This window comes from Thalassobacillus devorans MSP14 (genome assembly GCF_000496835.1).
Classification (GTDB): Bacteria; Bacillota; Bacilli; order Bacillales; family Halobacillaceae; genus Thalassobacillus; species Thalassobacillus devorans_B.
This window is the reverse complement of the sequence record NZ_KI543237.1, coordinates 390,092-409,868: the sequence shown is the minus strand read 5'-3', so window position 1 is coordinate 409,868 and position 19,777 is coordinate 390,092. Positions and strand designations below refer to the sequence as shown.

The 19,777-nt window shown below is 42.4% G+C and carries 13 protein-coding genes; 12 read left to right on the top strand and 1 reads right to left on the bottom strand.

Features of this window, described 5'->3' with window-relative positions; translation table 11 throughout:
• The first annotated feature begins 2 nt into the window (after window positions 1-2).
• Complete coding sequence (locus P855_RS0112440) at window positions 3-1,247, top strand: metal-dependent hydrolase family protein (protein ID WP_028783880.1); 1,245 nt, start codon at window positions 3-5, stop codon at window positions 1,245-1,247.
• Between the two features lie 4 nt (window positions 1,248-1,251).
• Entirely contained in the window at window positions 1,252-2,547 is a 1,296-nt protein-coding gene (locus P855_RS0112435; RefSeq protein ID WP_028783879.1) for a M20 family metallo-hydrolase, read from the top strand.
• A gap of 343 nt (window positions 2,548-2,890) precedes the next feature.
• Here P855_RS0112435 and P855_RS0112430 read toward each other — a convergent pair whose 3' ends face one another.
• A complete protein-coding gene (locus tag P855_RS0112430) occupies window positions 2,891-5,416 on the bottom strand; it encodes a PIG-L family deacetylase (protein WP_028783878.1) in 2,526 nt (841 codons plus the stop codon).
• A 382-nt stretch (window positions 5,417-5,798) separates the two neighbouring features.
• Here P855_RS0112430 and P855_RS0112425 point away from each other — a divergent pair, with 382 nt between their 5' ends.
• From P855_RS0112425 to P855_RS0112380, 10 genes are all read left to right on the top strand, one after another.
• Entirely contained in the window at window positions 5,799-6,962 is a 1,164-nt protein-coding gene (locus tag P855_RS0112425) for an ROK family transcriptional regulator (protein ID WP_028783877.1), read from the top strand.
• 15 nt (window positions 6,963-6,977) lie between these two features.
• Window positions 6,978-8,093, top strand: a complete 1,116-nt coding sequence (locus P855_RS0112420) for an extracellular solute-binding protein (RefSeq protein ID WP_028783876.1) — start codon at window positions 6,978-6,980, stop codon at window positions 8,091-8,093.
• A 19-nt stretch (window positions 8,094-8,112) separates the two neighbouring features.
• Entirely contained in the window at window positions 8,113-9,210 is a 1,098-nt protein-coding gene (locus tag P855_RS0112415; protein WP_028783875.1) for an ABC transporter ATP-binding protein, read from the top strand.
• Window positions 9,211-9,217: 7 nt separating this feature from the next.
• A complete protein-coding gene (locus tag P855_RS0112410) occupies window positions 9,218-10,900 on the top strand; it encodes an ABC transporter permease (protein WP_028783874.1) in 1,683 nt (560 codons plus the stop codon).
• A 15-nt stretch (window positions 10,901-10,915) separates the two neighbouring features.
• Window positions 10,916-12,397 (top strand): argininosuccinate lyase, encoded by a 1,482-nt coding sequence (argH, locus tag P855_RS0112405; RefSeq protein ID WP_028783873.1) that lies wholly within the window; start codon window positions 10,916-10,918, stop codon window positions 12,395-12,397.
• 307 nt (window positions 12,398-12,704) lie between these two features.
• On the top strand, window positions 12,705-13,559 hold the full coding sequence (locus P855_RS20910; RefSeq protein ID WP_051353201.1) for an esterase/lipase family protein: 855 nt from the start codon (window positions 12,705-12,707) through the stop codon (window positions 13,557-13,559).
• Window positions 13,560-13,827: 268 nt separating this feature from the next.
• Window positions 13,828-14,730 carry an endonuclease/exonuclease/phosphatase family protein gene (locus P855_RS20905; RefSeq protein WP_235062645.1) on the top strand — a complete coding sequence of 301 codons (903 nt, stop codon included), beginning with the start codon at window positions 13,828-13,830 and terminating at the stop codon, window positions 14,728-14,730.
• Between the two features lie 2 nt (window positions 14,731-14,732).
• Complete coding sequence (locus P855_RS0112390; RefSeq protein WP_327084782.1) at window positions 14,733-16,502, top strand: glycoside hydrolase family 3 protein; 1,770 nt, start codon at window positions 14,733-14,735, stop codon at window positions 16,500-16,502.
• 145 nt (window positions 16,503-16,647) lie between these two features.
• A complete protein-coding gene (locus tag P855_RS0112385) occupies window positions 16,648-18,432 on the top strand; it encodes a sigma-54-dependent Fis family transcriptional regulator (RefSeq protein WP_051353200.1) in 1,785 nt (594 codons plus the stop codon).
• A gap of 134 nt (window positions 18,433-18,566) precedes the next feature.
• Window positions 18,567-19,760 (top strand): iron-containing alcohol dehydrogenase, encoded by a 1,194-nt coding sequence (locus P855_RS0112380; RefSeq protein ID WP_028783870.1) that lies wholly within the window; start codon window positions 18,567-18,569, stop codon window positions 19,758-19,760.
• The last annotated feature ends 17 nt before the right edge of the window (window positions 19,761-19,777 follow it).

Genomic DNA, 19,777 nt, shown 5'->3' with positions numbered 1-19,777 from the left:
ATATGTCTTACACATTGATTACAAATGGAACGTTGATAGATGGGAAAGGGAACGAGCCAGTTCAGGAAGCAGCTGTTTTAATTAATGGAAACAAAATTGAACAGGTTGGATCAGTAACTGATGTAAAAGTCCCGGAGGATGCCAAAGTCATCGATGCGGAAGGAAAATATATTTTACCTGGTTTGATTGATACCCATGTCCATATGGCAATGGAATTAAAAAGCATCCAGGACACGATCCTGACGCCGTTTTCTTATCGTTTTTATGAAAGTGTCCACTATATGAAAAGGACGCTCGATGTTGGAATCACATCGGTTCGCGATGCCGGTTTTTCCGATCTCGGTATGAAAAAAGCAGTGGAAGATGGAGTGGTCGAAGGCCCCCGCATGCAAGTAAGCATCAATCCTATTACGACTACTGGCGGTCATGGTGACAACTGGAATCGGTCCGGGTTCGATACGACGATGCAGACTTATCCGGGGATGCCATATGCCATTTGTGACGGAAGAGAAGAAGTAAGAAAGACGGTACGTCAAATGCTGCGTGCAGGGGCGGACGTTATTAAAGTCCATGCGACGGGCGGTGTCTCAAGCCCGACGGATCATCCTGAGTTCACGCAATTTTCCCTGGAGGAACTGGAGGTCATGGTAGAAGAAGCGCAGTTCCGAAAAGGGATAAAGGTTATGGCTCATGCTCAGGGAGCGGAAGGGATCAAAAATGCAATCCGGGCAGGTATCTATTCTATCGAACACGGCATCTATATCGATGACGAAGCGATCGAACTGATGCTGGAAAACGGTACATTTTTAGTACCGACTCTTCTTGCGCCTGTGTCCGTGCTGGAGTCCAGCAAAGAAAATGACCGCATGGCGCCTTATGCTGTTGCAAAATCAAAAGAAGTCATTGAAGCTCACAAAGAGAGTATCGCGAAAGCATACCAGGCAGGAGTGAAAATTGCTATGGGAACAGATGCAGGTGTGATGGCTCATGGTACCAATCTCAGAGAACTTGGACTGATGTGTGATATCGGCATGTCTCCGATGGAAGCACTGGTCGCTACTACCAAAACAGCTGCTGAGTGCCTGGGATGGGAAGATAAAGTCGGAACAGTGGAAGAAGGAAAAATTTCAGATATCATTTTGACCGATGTCGATCCTCTATCAGATATACGCGCATTGGAAGACAGTGACCGGATCGTGATGGTCATGAAAGACGGCAAGATTTATAAAGATCTGACAGAAAGGTGATAACATGGCAGCAGAAGAATGGGATTTATATGGTAGATTAATCAAGGATTATGATGGAAACTATACGTATGAAGGCATCAATGGAGACAGGCTTGCCAAGCGGTTCCATGCCATATCGGAAATCGGACTGACAGATGATGGCGGGAGCAGGCGTATCGGTTTTTCAAAGGAAGAAAAACAAGCGAAAGATCTAATGAAAATTTGGATGAAAGAAGCCGGTTTGAACGTGTCGGAAGATGGAGCAGGAAATGTGTTTGGACGTTTAGAGGGGAAAGATCATTCTTTACCTGCGATTATGAGTGGTGGCCATGTAGATAGTGTCCCGAATGGTGGTCATTTCGATAGCCCGCTCGGGGTACTTTCTGCTCTGGAGGTGGTCGAAGCATGGAAGGAAACAGGATACCAGCCGAACCATTCCTATGAAATAGCTATTTTTTCAGATGAAGAGGGGGCACGCTTCAATAGCGGGCTGACCGGAAGCCGGGCCATGGCAGGAGAAGTCGATATGGAATTGCAAAGAACACTTGTCGATCAGGATGGCAATTCTTTTGCAAAAGTCATGGAAGATATCGGTCTGTCTGAGGAAAGCTTCGCTGAAGCAGCCCGGGATTTAAGCGGCATCAAGACTTATGTAGAGATACATATTGAACAGGGGGCTAAATTAGAAGCACAAAACCTGCCCGTAGGTATTGTCTCGGGAATTGCTGGCCCGGCGTGGCTGGAAGTCGATTTTATTGGAGTTGCCGGTCATGCAGGGAACACGCCGATGACAGAAAGGCAGGATGCTTTGGTGGCAGCAGGTGACTTTGTCCGTACGATACATCAGTTGCCGGGAAAAGTGAGCGACTCCGCGGTTGCTACAGTCGGAAAGCTTCATGTCCACCCTAATGGAGCGAATGTGATTCCAGGAAAAGTATCCCTGATTGTTGATATCCGCGATATCTATGCAGATACAAGGAATGAACTTACGCTTAGAATAATCGAAGAAGCAGAACGGATTGCTGACAATTGCGGGGTAAAAGCAAACCACCAGCAAAACCTTGAAGTAACCCCGGTTCCAATTGACGATGAAAGGAAACAGCTTCTAAGCCTGGCATTGGAAAAACACGATATTAAGCCAGTGGAAATTCCAAGTGGGGCGGGGCATGACGCTCTTATCATCGGTCATCACCTTCCAGTTGCAATGTTGTTTGTTAACAGCAAAAATGGAGTCAGTCATAACCCAGAAGAATGGTCCTCTTTAAATGATATCGTCCAAGGGGTACATGTGCTAAAAACATACATTGAGTCAATCGATTGATAATGAATTAATAATAAGACCCCGGGACATCCATTTTCTGGATGTCCCGGGGTCTTATTTTATTCTGAGCAATGCTGAATGGAGTTTAACTTGACAATATTGCGGAAATATTACTAATATAACGTTTGAATTACAATGTATTAATAGAAGGGAGCCAAGCATAATGGAACGCCTCTTTAGAGTATTAGGAATAGCCTTCTTAACGGTTGTTGCTATCATGGGATATCTTGGCGGCTTTCTTGTTCTCATGGACCAACTGTTTTTATCCTGATAGAACTAATAGAAATAAAAAATAAATTACACCCCGGGTCCTCCAGATATTGGAGGACCCGGGGTGTAATGATTATTCTGCCTGGTAGTAAGGCTGGCTGATCAGGTTAGTAAAGATACGGTATCCTCCAGGAACCTGATTTTGAATCTGGCGGTACCACACCAGGTTGCTATAGATATAGGTTCCCTCGCCATAATCTGCTTTCAAAATGCCGCCTGTGAATTCATCTTCTCCTGGATCACCGACACTTACGAATGTTTCATATTCGTCTGCCCATTCCATTGGAAAGTATAGGCCGCGTTCTTGTACCCAACCCTCCCAATCAGATTGTTTGATCGTATTCGGGTAGTTGAACAAAGGAGATTCAGGTTTCAAGACAGTGATTGGTGCATCTTCATGTGTAACACGCCATTCAATAGAGGGCTGGCCGATGACCAATTTGTATGGTGCTGTTGTGTCTGAATTCCAGTTATCCCATGGTTTATTGTACTGGACTACTAAATGACCTCCCTGGTTGACGTATTCCAAAAGTCGTGAATTGTTTGCAAGTAAATCTTCCCGGGACAAATATGCTCTGATCCCAGTGACAATCGTATCGTATTGGGAGAGATTTCCGCTGGCTAAGTCTTCCTCGGAAAGTTTGGTTATATCGATTCCGATATTAGAAAGCTGGTCTGCAACTTTATCAAACCCACTATCTACATAGCCTACTTTCAAGTTTTCCGGGTAGTGTAATGGGAAAGATACCCCGTCTACTTTAGCATTATACAAGTAATAATCTGTACCGATATGTGGATATTGGATGGTTTGTACGGATGTACTAACCACTGACCCATTGATTTCAGCCTCAGGAGTGATGGTAAATGAACCTTCTACCACAGATGGTGGCGGCGTCAGTGTGAAAGTCACTGTTTTCTCACTTTCATCAGCAGAAAAGCTCACCGATTTTGATGCTGGTTCAGAACTCCAATTCTCCGGTAATTGCAGTGCAACTTCCGTATCAAGTTCCCCTTCAGCAAATTTTTCGATTGTTACTTCTACTGGAATGTTATCTCGCACATCAGCTGTATTGATCACCAGGTTTTCAGGATCGACTTGTAAAGAAACTTTCGGAAGCAGTGCTACTCGTTCATCCGGGTAGAAAACCTTTTCTACTTCGGTTTTTTCTGTGGAAAAGCTTAGTTCAGCTGAAATAGCTGGCTTGTCATAGGCATCATAAAAGTCATTTCCATGTACAGTCACTTTATAATTGAAAGTCTGCTGTTTACCAGGTTCAAGATTGATAGCGCCAGGATTTCCTTCAATCTCCCAATTTTCCGGGGTAGTCAATTCTCCATCTAATCCCTTGATGGAATCCATCCCGTTGTTTGAGACAGTAATATTTACTCCTGTTTGATCTGCCTCAGTCAATTGAGAATCTTCTACCTGAATTTCTACTTCCAGTTGAGCTGCAGTGAAAATAGTCTCTGTCAGCTGTTTCTCTTTGACTTGCAACTTCTGGAGCAAAGTAGTCTTCAACTCTTCAGAAAGTTGTGTTCCTTTAGAAATTTTTTCTTCGAGTTTACGTAAGTCTGTCAGTGTTTGCTGTGCGTTATCTAACACCTGTTCATGAGAAGGGTATGCTTCTTTTACATTTTCCAACTGATCTTGTAAGCGGACAAGCTTGTTTTTATATGCATTTCCGCCCTTGGACATCTTTTTTGCAAAGTCACTGAAATCATATGGCAGGTCGGTGAAAATACTGTCTTCTTGTTCAGGAATGTCACCTACAGTAGATGCAACGAGCTCAAGATTGACTGTTACCGATCCCTCACCCACATCTCGGCCCATTCCTTGAGATTCATGCAGGTATCTTGCTTTTTCTCCCAGTTGAGGGTATGTCATGTCATATTTCTCATCTTTGATTCCAATTTCAATTGTAGTAGTTGTCTGTTCTTCTGTTTCTGCTGGCAAGTATAGCTTTTTGATTTGCCATGTCGTCAGTCCTTCTTCTAACTGCTCTGGGAACACAGAAGGATCTGCTGCATCTTCAAAGGCTCTTTTCGTCAATAAGTTCATAGCGCGGTGATGGCCGTGTTGTGTATCTACGTTACGGAAGGAAGGCATGATGATATCCGGTTTGAATTCACGAATATACCGGATAAGTCTTTCGTAGGTTTGGGATTCTCCCCATTTTTGCAGGGTTTCTTCAGGTGATTTGGAAAAACCAAAGTCTTTTACGCTATCGTCGAAGCTTTGGTTCAAGAAGAAGATATCGATTCCTAATACTTTCGAGGAAGCTTGAAGTTCTCTAGTCCGAATCATACCGAGCGGGTCGCCGAGTTCCGGACCAATCTCATTTTGACCTCCTTGCCCTCGTGTAGAAAGAAGGAAGGAAGTTTGTACACCAAGTCCTCTGGACAGGTAAGCTAAAAACTGACTTCGCTCATCGTCCGGGTGGGCTCCTGTGTTCATAAAACTGACAGTTGTAGTCAATGGTACGACGGCTTCCCAAAGGTCTAAAGCAGGGTCAGGAGTTTCTTCTGCCCGACTGACTCCGGGGATAAATGCAGCGAGCAACAATACGAAACTTAACAGTAACTGTGCTACTTTTTTCAAATGAATCCTCCTTTGTAATCGTTTTCAATTTTAGTTAGTTAAGGTTCCTAACTAATTCAATTATACTAGTTATAACCCATAAAATGGAACTTACTATTGGGCTATTTTTATAGTAAAAAAGATGTGCTTTCAATGAAAGTGCTTATATATCAGGTTTAAATTTATTATAGTACAGGTGTGAGCATAACTGTTTAAATTTTCTAAAATTTAGATAAAGGAAGCAAATGGAAGTAAAATATATAAAAAGTATGTTTTAAGCTAATAATTATCTGATTTTGCCATTTTACATTATATTTACCATCATTTATAAATAAAGGTAACCGGTTGGTAAGTAATCTTAACTAACTAAAACCTTTTATTATTTGGAAAAGGGGCTCAAACGATGCAGAAGGGCGATGCAGCTTACATAAAAAATATGAATAAACAGCTGGTCTTAACATGCATTAAAGACCATGCTCCGATATCCCGGTCAGAAATATCTAAAAAAGTCAATATTAGCAAGCCCACGGTATCACTTCTTGTAGATCAGCTTTTGAAAGAAAATTGGATTACTGAAACTGGTCCTGGTCAATCTTCCCTCAGCGGCGGAAGGAAGCCGGTCAATCTCATCTTCAACCCGAAAGCAGCCTATGTTGTAGGGGTAGATATCGGGGGGACGAAAGTTGCTTCAGGAATAGTAGATTTGGATGGTCGTGTGTATGCTTCCCGGGAATTTCCTACACAGGACTTTTTAAATCGCAGCTTATTTAAGCGCTTACATAATGATGTTGCTGAAATGATGAAAGAACTGAATATAAGAGATCAGGATATTTTAGGAATGGGCATTGGAGTGCCAGGCGTGACTGATGTGACCCAAGGGTTAGTTATCGATGCTCCTGCCTTGCAATGGAAATATTTTTCTGCAAGAGAAAATGCTGAAAAATATTTTAATTTTCCTATCTATATCGAAAATGATGTCAATACAAGTGTGCTTGGTGAACACTGGCTTGGTGCCGGTCAGCAAAAAGATAATCTTATTTATATTGCTATTGGAACAGGGATCGGCAGTGGTCTTATCATTAATGGACAGCTGTATCGAGGCAGCAATTACAGTGCGGGCGAAATGGGCTACCTGGTAACAGACAGGGAACTAGCAAACCACTATCATCCCGTGTTTGAAGGGTATGGGTTTCTGGAAAGTGTGGCAAGCGGATCATCGATTGGCAATAAACTATCAAAAATCAAAAATCGTACAATCACCGCAAAGGAAGCATTTGAACTTGTAAAGGCGGGTGATCCAGATGCCAGGAAAGTTGTCGAAACTGCTATTGAAAACTTAGGATTAGGGATCGCTAATTATGTTTCATTATTTGATCCTGAAATTGTCATTTTAGGAGGTGGTGTCAGCGGAGCATTCAGTGAGTTCAAGAACCAGTTAGATGACATCCTAGAACGGTTTACTCCTAAGAAATGTAAAGTAGTTCCTTCCACATTTGGAAAAGAAGCAGGTGTAATCGGAGCGGTAGCATTGTTTTTAAAAGAGTATGATTCCATTTTTAAAATTTGAAGAGGGGGTACCTATATGAAATTCAAGAAACGTTGGATGATAATACTGGCTTTGGCATTATCATTGTCATTCCTATTGGCCGGTTGTATGGCGGGAGATGACAAGCAGGCATCAGGAGGCAGCGACAGTGAAGGAGGAGGGGAATCTACTAATTCTGAAGGGAAAGAACTCGAAGATAAAGTAGTCGTCTATTCTCCGCATGGTAAAGATATTCTTGGGGAATTCGAAAAGCAATTCGAAGCAGAATATGACGTCGACATGGAATTCCTTGACATGGGTTCTCAAGAAATTCTTGACCGTGTCCGCTCTGAAAAAAATAACACACAAGCTGATATTTGGTGGGGAGCGCCACAGGTAATGTTTGATGAAGCAAAGAACGATGAGCTTTTGCAAAAATATAAACCATCCTACGCTGATGCTTTAGATGATATGTATCATGATGAAGATTGGTTCTGGACTGGTACTTCCCAGACACCGGAGGTAATCCTGTATAACAATAAAGAACTTACAAAAGAAGAAGCACCAAAAGACTGGGACGATCTGGTAGATCCAAAATGGAAAGATGAAATCATCATCCGTTACCCGCTTGCGTCTGGTACGATGCGAACAATTTATTCTGCTATGATTTACCGTGATTATAAAGAAACAAAGAGTCCAGAAGCAGGTTATGAATGGTTGCAAAAACTGGATGAAAACACAAAAGAGTATGCAGCCAACCCGGAAATAATGTATAACCAGGTTGCTAAGGGTGTAGGAACGGTTTCTGTTTGGAATATGCCTGATACCGTCATGCTTGCTGAAGAGAAAGGCTATCCTTTTAGCTATGTCATACCGGAAAGCGGTACTCCTGTTTTGACTGAAGGCATCGCAATCGTAGATGGGGCGCCTCATCCGGAAGCCGCAAAAGCTTTTTATGAGTTCGTTAACACTAAGGAAGCAGCTAAGCTGCTGGCTGAAAAATTTTATCGTATCCCGACCAGAAACGATGTGGAAGAACTTCCGGAATGGATCAAAAATACGGATATCAAACCGATGGATATCGATTGGTCCGTTTTCCAGGAAAAGTCTGATGACTGGATGGAGTACTGGGATCAGAACATTAAAAATAGCGAAAAAGAAACTGGAGAATAACACAGAGGAGTTGTTCGTCATGTCATCTGTGAATCTATCAAATATCACGAAAAAATTTGGAGATTTTACTGCAGTAAAAGAATTAGATCTGATTATAAATGAAGGTGAATTTTTCACTTTTTTGGGACCAAGCGGCTGTGGGAAGACTACAACGCTTAGAATCATTGCCGGGTTTTACTATCCATCAAAAGGAAAAGTTAAATTCAATGACAGGGACATGACAACTGTCTCCCCAGAAAAAAGGAATACGGGCATGGTGTTTCAAAACTATGCCCTTTTTCCTCATATGACCGTATTTGAAAATGTAGCCTTTGGACTTAAGGTTAGAAAAACAAAGAAGCCTGAAATTAAACGTCGTGTGGAAGATGTTCTGGAAAAAGTATATTTAAAACAGTTTATTGATCGTCAAGTCAGTCAATTGAGTGGCGGACAGCAGCAACGCGTGGCATTGGCCCGTGCCCTTGTCATAGAGCCGGACATTCTTTTATTGGATGAGCCGCTCAGTAATCTGGATGCAAGGTTAAGAGATGAGATGAGAAATGAAATTTTGAGGCTCCAAAGAGAGTATGGCATTACCACCGTTTATGTCACCCACGATCAGGTAGAGGCTTTATCCATGAGTGATCGAATTGCGGTGTTCAATGCTGGGAAATGTCAACAAATTGGAAGCCCCACTGAAATTTATAACCAGCCTGTCAATGATTTTGTCGCTGAATTTATTGGAGAAACCAATCTTTTCGATGTGGAATTAGAAAGTGATGAGCCCGAAAAGTTACGGTTCTTTAATTCCAGTTTGGATACAAATATTTATGTGGATAATACACCTAAACAAATAGCAGCCTGCCAGGAGAATGATCAATTAAGAATGTCGATCCGCCCTGAAGCAATTGATGTTAAAAAAACTGTTTCTGAAAATGAGAATACCATTCAAGGTAAAGTGAAAATGGTCCAATTTACAGGAGAAGCTGTTCACACATTTATTGAGTTGAATGAAAATATCACATTGAAAGCAACGGACCTTAATCGGGGACCGAGCACATATTTGAATGAAGGTGAAGAAGTTTATGTGAGATTGCCTTCTGAACAAATTCGAATCGTTCCAAAGGTGAAGAGGTGATTGATCGATGAATGCGGAAAAAAGAAAAACCATTCTGTTGCTCATTCCGATCGTCATTGTTTTGACTGGATACGTTCTATACCCATCCTTTGAGACTATGTTAGAAAGTTTTAGACAGGAAGGCATCTTTACCTTTCAGAATTATATTGACTTTTTTGGCCCTAAGGCACATGCGAACCTGGAGGCGTTATGGAACTCCGTTTATATCTCTGTGTTATCGGTACTATTCAGTGCACTGATTGGCGTTCCCCTGGCCTTCATTTTTAATCGTTACGACTTTCCGGGGCGCTCTTTCTTCTCAGGAGTTGCTATCATGCCGATTGTCCTTCCTTCCTTAGTAGGTGTCATGGCATTCATGTTCCTTTATGGGGAAGCCGGATTAGTCCCGAATATGATCAAAGATTTATTTGGACTTGAGGAAGTCCCATTTACACTTGGAGGGGTTTCCGGGATATTATTAGTTCACGCTTATACCATGTACCCCTATTTTTATATGACTGTCTCATCTGCCTTGAATAATGTGGACTCTTCCCTGGAGGAAGCAGCTGCGAATTTAGGATCGAACCGTTTGGGGGTATTCTGGAAAGTCACTTTCCCTTTATTGACACCGGCATTGGTAGCTGCTTCACTGCTTGTTTTCATGGTATCGATGGCCTCCTTCAGTGCGCCGTTCCTGTTAGCGGGCGGGTACCGAGTGTTGAGCCTGCAAATCTATTTTTCTAAAATCAACGGAAACTTAGAAATGGCTGCAACTCAGTCCGTCATTTTGTCAGTCGTTTCGATATCTTTCCTATTATTTATGAGATGGTTTCAAAACCGCAAAGATTACCGCATGGGGACAAAAGGATTGGGTGCGCATCGAAGTGAAGTAAGTCATCCGTTAATAAAATGGACGATGGTTACCATCGGTATTATCGCGATGATCATTTTACTGCTTCCCCATGCGACTTTGGCGATATTGTCTTTAGTTCCTGAAGGATCCTGGACATGGCAGACATATCCGACTGCATTCAACCTTGAAAACTTCCGGTTATTATTTGAAGATCCAAATATTTGGGATCCGGTCAGAAACAGTTTGTTTATGGCGTTTGTCGCCTGCTTAGGATGTTTTATTTTCGGAATGATTACTTCTTATGCATTAGTGAAAAGAAAGTTTATCGGCAAAAATCTATTAGATATTCTAGTAATGATTCCTTGGGCTTTACCTGCGACAGTTGTAGGGATGAATTTGATTCTGGCATTCAATCAGCCTTCACCATTTTCTTTTGGAAAAGTTCTGGTAGGCACCTATTGGATTCTCCCATTAGCCTATTTCGTTAGATTCATCCCTTTAGTAGTACGATCGACGAATGCCGTGTTAGAACAAATGGACGATTCGATAGAAGAAGCTGCTCAAAATCTGGGTGCCAAATGGTTATATACATTTCGGAGAGTCGTGTTGCCTATTATCATGCCCGGTGTATTGAGTGGTACTTTACTTGCATTTGTCCAGGCGGTAGGTGAGTTTCCAACATCTGTTTTGTTATATACAATCGACAACCGGCCTATCTCAATTGAAATCATGAACCAATTAAGGATGTTCAATCTGGGACAGGCTGCGGCGTACGGGATGATTCAGGTAGGCTTGATTGCAATTGTCATGTTCGTGTCCTATAAGTTTTTCGGGGTTAAATCTGAAAATACGTTATAAAGTAGAGGTGTCATTATGAGTGAAATGAAGGAAACCTTTGAAAAAGATGATGGCTTTCATTTTCCAGGGAAAACCTATGTCAATGAGTTATTGAAGCCGGTTTTTGACGACCAAAGGGACTATCTGTTCGATGCTATGTTTATGATACACCGGGCACATACCACGATGTTGAAAGAACAAGGAATTATAAGCGAACAGGATGCGGAACAAATACTGCGGGGTGTAGAAGAGGTGTCAAAAATTGAACATCAATCCTTGTGTTACACCCCTGAGTTTGAAGACCTCTTCTTTTATGTCGAAGCAAAAATTGCTGACTTGATTGGCGAAGAAAATGCAGGGAAAATGCATATTGCAAAAAGCCGTAATGATATGGGAGAAGCTATGTATCGCCTGGTAATAAGAGACCACCTCCTTGACTTGATTTCTAATGTGCAGAAATTAGGGGATTCTCTTGTCAAGCAGGCTGCTGACCATGTCAATACCATCATGCCCGCTCATACTCATACACAACCTGCCCAGCCTACTACATTTGGTCACTATTTACTGGCTATTTCAGATAACCTCTCGAGAGATGTCAAACGTTTATGGAATGCGTATCATACTGTTAATCAATCACCGATGGGAGCTGCTGCCATCACAACTTCCGGATTTAATATTAACCGGGAACGTGTTGCCGGGTTATTAGGATTTGAAACAGTGATGGAGAATTCCTATGATGCGATCGGTGCAGGAGATTATCTATTAGAAACTGCATTCACCATTGTCAGTACGATGACGAATATGGGCAGATGGATTCAGGAATTCCTGCGTATGGCATCCAATGAAGTGGGATTGTTGAAAGTCTCGGATGCCTATGTACAAGTGAGCAGTATCATGCCGCAAAAAAGAAATCCAGTTTCTATCGAACACTCACGTGCACTGGCAAGCAGTGCAGTAGGTGAAGGGCTGACTGTCATCCAAATGCTGCACAATACGCCATATGGTGATATCGTAGATACAGAGGACGACCTCCAGCCCCATCTATATAATGGGTTCAGCAAAGCTAATAGAGTAGTCAAATTAATGAATGCGGTTGTTTCAACAATGAGCTTCAATAAAGAACGAGCTCGAAAGCAGGCTGGTAAAAACATGATTACGATTACGGAATTAGCTGATGTTCTTGCGCGTGATTACGAGGTTCCTTTCCGTAAAGCCCATAAATTATCCAGTCAATTAAGTGAAAAAGTGGATAGTTTAGGTAAGGAATTATATGACGTAAATGTAGAAGAAGTCAATGCATGGCTGCAAGTGGTTGACCTGGCTCAAGAAGATTGGGAAGCGATAGTCGATCCGGTACAGTTTGTGGAACGAAGGAAGATCACAGGAGGCCCGAATAGTAAAGTGGTTGAGGCAATGATCGAGCAGAGAAGAGAAGATTGGACAAATCTATCTGAAGAGGTGAAAAAATATCAGGAAAAGGTTTCGCGTAGTAAAAATTCGTTAGTTAATTCAAAATGAGTATGGAAGGGTCAAGGGGGAATGTCACCCTTTGGCCCTTCTTGCTTTTTAAATGACTTTGTAGCAGCAATCCATACTTAAAAAAAGGAAATAGAAGTTTTGAGGCCACTGAAAAAGTCCTTTATAACCTAAAAGGGTTGTCAACGTTTGTTGTTGATTCTCACGAGTCGCTTATCGGTGGATGCTTGACGCGGGCACGGCCTCAGCTAACTTGGTCAAGAAGATCACTTGACCAAGTGGATCTTCGGCTCGCGCTGTTCATTATTTTGAGGGGGCTGTTTTGCTAAGGAAATAAAGGGGAGAAGGTATGAAAAAAAATTATAGTACACTGATTTTGTTTTGCTTTATATTGTTAACCTTGCCGAATCTGGCTAGCGCCGAAAGTGATACAGACTTCTTACTGGAACAAGGTGCTCCGCCTCCTGGAGCCAATGACCCTGCATGCGAACCTTCTGAGGATAAACCAAAGCCGATCATTCTTGTTCCTGGCACCTTTGAACGGAGTGCGCAAAATTGGGCAGAGTTGTCTCCAATGCTTGCAGGTAAAGGAAACTGTGTGTACGCATTAAATTATGGCTTTACCCATGCGGGAGCTTCAACCGGACCAATTGAAGAATCGGCTCAAGAACTGAAGGATTTTATTGACAACGTACTGCAGCTGACCGAAGCAGAGCAGGTGGACATTATAGGACACAGCCAAGGTGGTATGATGCCTCGTTATTATATCAAGAACCTTGGGGGAGCGAAGCATGTAGATAATCTCATTGCCCTGGTTCCTTCTAATCATGGAACTGTAGGCTTTTTAGGTTTTCATAGGTTAACTGATGACGTATCTGACATGGCTTCCTGTATTGCCTGTCAGCAGCAACTGGTCGGATCAGAATTTCTGGAAAATTTGATCCAGGGTGATGAAACCCCGGGTCAGGTCGATTACACGGTGATTACGACTAAAACCGATGAGGTAGTAATCCCGTATAGTTCTGCCTTTATTGAAGGACCTTCCACGCAAGTCTCAAACATTACGATACAAGACTACTATCCTCTCAATATGGCAGATCACCAGGCGATTGCTTACGATCCGCTGTCGTTCAAGTTTGTGTTTGATGCGCTTGCACATGAGGGACCGGCCGATCCTGAACGGGCGGTCCAAAGTATTTATTAAAATTTTATAGAATATATACGAGAAGCGGGCAGGTGAAGAGTCTGTTCGTTTTTTTATAGTGTAACCTGCTTTTTTTTATGTGGAGGAAAAAGTCGTATTTTAAGTCGATGAAGGCTCATATACAGGACACTCAACTATTCAAAAAAAAATACAACATGAAAACGGGGTGTAGTAGTTTAGACGGAGGAAGTAAGGTATATAGTTGTATAGACCACTAGAACACTACTTGCTACACTTAAATTGTAAGCTATTTAACAGGAAGGGAGAGGTGAAATTCGTGTATGTGAAAATGAAGTTTCGTCTTGTTTTGTTCGTTATTGTAGTATTTGGTTTGATTGGTGGACCGGAGATAAGTTTTGCAGACGATGGATCTATGGCTGAAAAAGTAGACGTCCGGGTCATGAGCTACAACATTCATGCTGGCATCGGCTCTGATGGTGTCTATGACACAGAGCGGATCGCTCAAGTCATTGAGGATTCCGGAGCTGAAGTTGTTGCCTTGCAGGAAGTGGATGTTCATTGGGGAACAAGGAGCAATTATGATGACATCCTTGCTGATTTAGCCGAACGTTTGGACATGCATTCCTTTTTTGCGCCGATCTATGACATGGATCCTTATATCGAAGGCGATCCAAGAAGGCAATTTGGAGTAGCCATTCTGAGTAAGTATCCGATTGTACAAGCCACCAACCATGATATCACCAGACTTTCCACACAAAATGCCACACCAGAACCTGCCCCATCCCCAGGATTTGCAGAAGCCATCATCAATGTAAAAGGTGCGCTTGTACCTTTTTATTCCACCCATCTGGATTACCGAGGAGACCCTACCGTAAGAATCATGCAAGTAGAAGATATGCTGAATATTTTTGATGAGCAGGAAGGTGAAAAGGTATTGCTTGGCGATATGAACGCTACGCCAGGTGCACCTGAACTTGCCCCGTTATTTGAACGCTTTACTGACACTTGGGATATGGTGAGTGACAAGCCGGGATATACTTATTCTGCTTTGTCTCCGGGTAAGCGAATCGATTATATTTTTGCTTCTGATTCTATTGGGGTGAAAAATGCCGAAGTCATTGACACGTTAGCATCTGACCATTTGCCGGTGGTAGCGGATCTGACCCTGAACCGCGGTGAAAACGGTCATATTATCGAGGGGAGTGAATGATTATGAAAAAATTTTATCAAATATTTGTAGTCTTAATGGCGTTCGTCATGTTGCTGCCAAGCTTTGCTCATGCCTCATGGGATGATGCGACCAAACCTGGATGGGATGATGAAGAAGCCCGAAAAGGATGGATCCAAAGTAAAATTCAACATATGACCCTGGAAGAAAAAATCGGTCAGCTGTTCATGGTCCATGTTTATGGAAAAACGCCGACCGATCCAAACTATGAAGATACTAATCTAAGCCGTAACCGTGGTGCGAAGAACTTTAAAGAAATGATTGAGAAATACCATATCGGCGGAGTGATTTATTTTAATTGGACCGCGAACATCGGTACACCGATAGATTTTGAGCAGGTTAATGCTTTATCGAATGGATTACAGGATATTGCTATGGATCAGCGGATGCCGATTCCGTTGATGATCGCTACGGATCAGGAGGGTGGTGTGGTAGCGCGGGTAACCGAGCCGGCTACTGTTTTTCCAGGAAACATGGCACTTGGAGCAACAAGATCGACGGAATATGCCCGTCAATCTTCGGAGATCATGGGTATGGAATTGATGAACCTTGGAATCAATATGGACCTTGCTCCCGTACTCGACGTCAATGTGAATCCTGAGAATCCGGTCATCGGTGTCCGTTCTTATTCTGAAAATCCTGACTTGGTTGCTGATATGGGGGCAGCACAAGTGCAAGGCTATCAAAATAAAAACGTGATGGCGACAGCTAAGCACTTCCCAGGGCACGGAGATACCAATGTCGACTCCCATTATGGTTTACCGATTATCAACCATGATTTAGAGACGTTGCATGAAGTCGACTTGAAGCCGTTCAAAGCTGCGATTGATGCAGGAATTGACGCGATCATGCCAGCACATATCGTTGTTCCAGCTCTAGATGATTCCGGACTTCCAGCAACTTTATCAAAACCGATTCTGACTGACTTGCTTCGTGAGGAAATGGGGTTTGACGGGGTGATCATAACAGACAGCCTGGGCATGTCAGGAGCGAATGTCGTACCTGCCGATCGTGTTCCGGTCGAAGCATTCAAAGCAGGTGCTGACATTTTACTGAATCCGCCGAACGTTCCGCTTGCCTATAATGCGATGCTTGATGCGGTGAAGAGTGGTGAGATTTCTGAAGAACGGTTAGATGAATCTGTTTTCCGTATCTTAGAGACGAAGTTTAAGCGCGGGCTTTTCCACGAAGCGGGTGTATCGCCTGACGCTATCGAAAATATCGGGTTAGAGGAAAATCTTGCGCTCGCTGACCAAATGACAGAGGATAGTATCACTCTAGTTAAAAATGAGGGTGTTTTGCCGCTAGCCTCTGAGAATAATGTATTTGTGACTGGGCCATCGATTGGAAGTCCTGGCATGCTTGCTGATTTATTAGGTGAACGGGGAATTACAGCAGATGCTTATGCAACCAGCACAAGCCCTTCTTCTACCCAAATAGCTAATGCCGTCGAGCGGGCAGCAGATTTCGAAACTGTCATCGTCACCACCTATACCGCTAATACAAATTCAGCACAGCAGCGACTGGTGAGTGAGTTGAAAGCAGCAGGAAAAGAAGTGGTCGTCTCTTCCATGCGGAACCCATACGATATTATGGCCTTCCCGGAGGTTGATGCCAACGTGCTGACATACGGATTCCGTGATGTTTCCGTAGAAGCTTTAGCGAAAGTGCTGACCGGTGAAGTCAATCCGACAGGTAAACTGCCGGTTACGATTCCGGAGCTTTACCCATACGGTCACGGATTATCTTATTAAAAATATAGGGAAATGCTGTTCCTTCTTAAAGGAGCAGCATTTTTTGGTTAATTCGCGGCCAGCACCCCAGGTCCTCCATAAAATGGATTTTTTTCTGTTACAATTAATAAATAACTAACGTAACATCAGCTTGGAGGGAGAGGGAATGATAGAGGGTTTTATTAAGGAGAACCAGGAAAAAGAAGAAAGATTGAAAGTCGTAAACTGGATGGAACCAAAGCCTTCCTATTTAATAAATGATGCTTCGCTTCGAGAAGCTGCAAAGACAATGGTCAGTCAACAGCTAGAGTGCTTGCCGGTGGTCGACCAGGAACTGAAGCCTGTAGGAATGGTCACTTTTAGAGGTGTCCTTGAAGGTTTTATCGATGATAAAGCATTGGTATGGCAAGAAAATGAAAGAGTTACCACTCATCTAAATGAATCAATATTGAATCTTATATCACTCCCTGCAAAACATTTCTTTGTAGTTGATGAACAAGGGAAGTTGGTCGGTAGGCTATCAAAAAACGAAATTTTGAAAGGACTTGCTTTCTATATAAATGAGATTGAACATTCAGCTGACATACTGAATGTGATACTGGAAAGTGCTTATGAAGGCGTTGCGGTTGTAGATGAGCAGGGGATTATTCAGGAATTTAATGATGCTTATAGTCGTTTTACAGGTATTTCTCCAGAGAATGCCATTGGGCGCCATGTGGAAGAGGTGATCGATAATACGAAATTGCCGGAAACGTTGAAAACGGGGATGCCGGAACGGGGTGTTATCCAATATATCCAGGGGCAGGCCATGATTGTTCATCGTATACCAATTTGGAAGAATAACAAAGTAGTTGGAGCAATTGGAATATTAATTTTCGAAGGGGTAACAGAAGTTTATCGTATTTATGAGAGGCTGCAGGAAAACAATCGGCAAATTCAAGATCCTCAACCAGTGAAATCGGTCCCACCAAAAAATAAAAATATCATGACCCTTGATCAGATTATCGGTGATAGTGAAAGCACTTCTGATAGGAAGAGGCTGGCACGAAAAGTGGCTAAAACGAGTGCGACTGTTTTAATCACAGGGGAGAGCGGGACAGGAAAGGAGATGTATGCAAGAGGAATTCATCACTTAAGTCCATTCTCATCAGGTCCGTTTGTCAGTGTCAACTGTGGTGCTATTCCGGAACATTTATTTGAATCAGAATTATTCGGTTATGAAGAAGGCGCATTTACAGGGGCTAGAAAAGGAGGTAAGCCCGGAAGATTTGAATTGTCGGAAAACGGAACATTATTTTTAGATGAAATTGGTGAAATGCCTGTTTTAATGCAAGCGAAACTTCTGCGTGTCCTGCAAGAAAAACGAGTTGGGCGTGTCGGAGGACTGCATGAATATGAGATTAATTCCAGAATCATAGCTGCTACCAATCGTAATCTTCAGAAAATGGTGGAAGCAGGAGATTTCCGTGAAGATTTATACTACCGGCTGAACATCATTGAAATTCCGATTCCGCCTCTTCGTGACAGAACAGAAGACATACCTCAACTAGTTTCCTATTATTTAAATAACCTTTGTAAAAAGTATGAACTACCTCAAAAAATGCTTACTTCTGAAGCGATGGCTTTATTTATGCGATATAGTTGGCCCGGCAACATAAGAGAGCTGATCAATACCCTTGAAAAGTTAGTCGTTATAGTAGATCAAGCTATCATTGATGTTCACCATCTCCCAGCCAATATGATTGAGAAAAGTATGGTTAAAGAGCAACAAAATGAACCAGTCACACTTATGCATCAAGCCAGAAATATTGGAAATGAAAAAGAAATGGAGCTTATTCGCAGTGTATTGAGAAAAACAGGAGGAAATAAGTCACAAGCAGCAAAACAATTGGGGATTCATCGCACGACTTTATATCAGAAAATAAAAAAATATCAACTGAAGGAACTGTAGTGTAGGTTAAATTCATCAAAATGTAGCGTTAAAACTACACAATAGTTGTGGCAATTAGCCATATAACAGTCTATTCAACTTGGCACGCTTTTTGCATTAAAGTAATTGAAGACTAAAAAAAGGGTGTGAGTTAAATGGAAAGTTATGCTGTCTTTCAAATGCCTGGCACCATCAACTATGGCCGCCAATCTTTTGAAACGCTAGGAAAAGAAGCCGCTCAAAGAGGAAAGAAAGCACTTATTGTCAGTGATAAAATCATGGAAAAGCTGGGATATGTCAGTGAAGGACGTGATTATTTAACCAAAGCTAATGTTGAAAGCGCTGTCTATTTAGGTGTCGAATCAGAACCGACAGATGTCTATGTTGAAGAGGCCCTTGATTTATTTGAAAAGGAAGATTGTGATGTAGTGATTTCAATAGGGGGTGGAAGCTGTATTGATACTGCTAAAGCAGTGGCAGTCCTGTCATCCAATGGTGGATATATCAGTGACTATATGGGAGGAAAGAAAATAGCTGATCAAAAGCCTGCCCCTCACATTGCTATCCCGACAACAGCCGGGACAGGATCAGAAGCAACAGATGTTACAGTTATTACCAATACGAGCAATGATGTCAAAATGATGATCAAGCAGCCGGCTTATTTGCCTGATGCAGCGATTGTAGATCCGTTACTGACTATCTCTTCGCCGCAGCATGTCACTGCTGCAACAGGAGTTGATGCCCTAAGCCATGCGGTAGAGGGGTATATATCAAACAAGTCTCATCCGATGACAGATTCGATGGCACTCTCTGCCATGAAATTGATTGTGAAAAACATTAAGACTGCATATCAAGATGGAGAGAATGTAGACGCCCGAGAGGCAATGTCTTTAGGTGCATTGCAAGCAGGAATAGCTTTTTCCAATTCTTCTGTATGTCTCGTGCATGGAATGTCGAGGCCAATTGGGGCACTGTTCCACGTTCCTCATGGATATTCGAATGCAATGCTTTTACCCGCAGTGCTGGAGTTCAGTAAAGAATTTGCAATTGAACGGTTAGCTCATTTAGGAAGGATATTCTCTCCAGAAGCAGAAAATTATTCAGATGAGCAGGCTGCTGATATCGCAGTTAATTCCGTAAAAGAATTATGTCAGCAATTGAACATTCCTAATTTAAGTGGATGGGGAATTAATCAAGAACAATTTGAAAGCGTTGTCAGCAAGATGGCTTCTGATGCGCTAGCAAGTGGCAGCCCTGCCAATAACCCAAGAGTACCGGACCAACTTGAAATCGAAGAGCTTTATAAGGTTTGTTTTGACTATGAATTTTCTACAGAAAAAGCAACCTAAGATAACAAGGATATAGG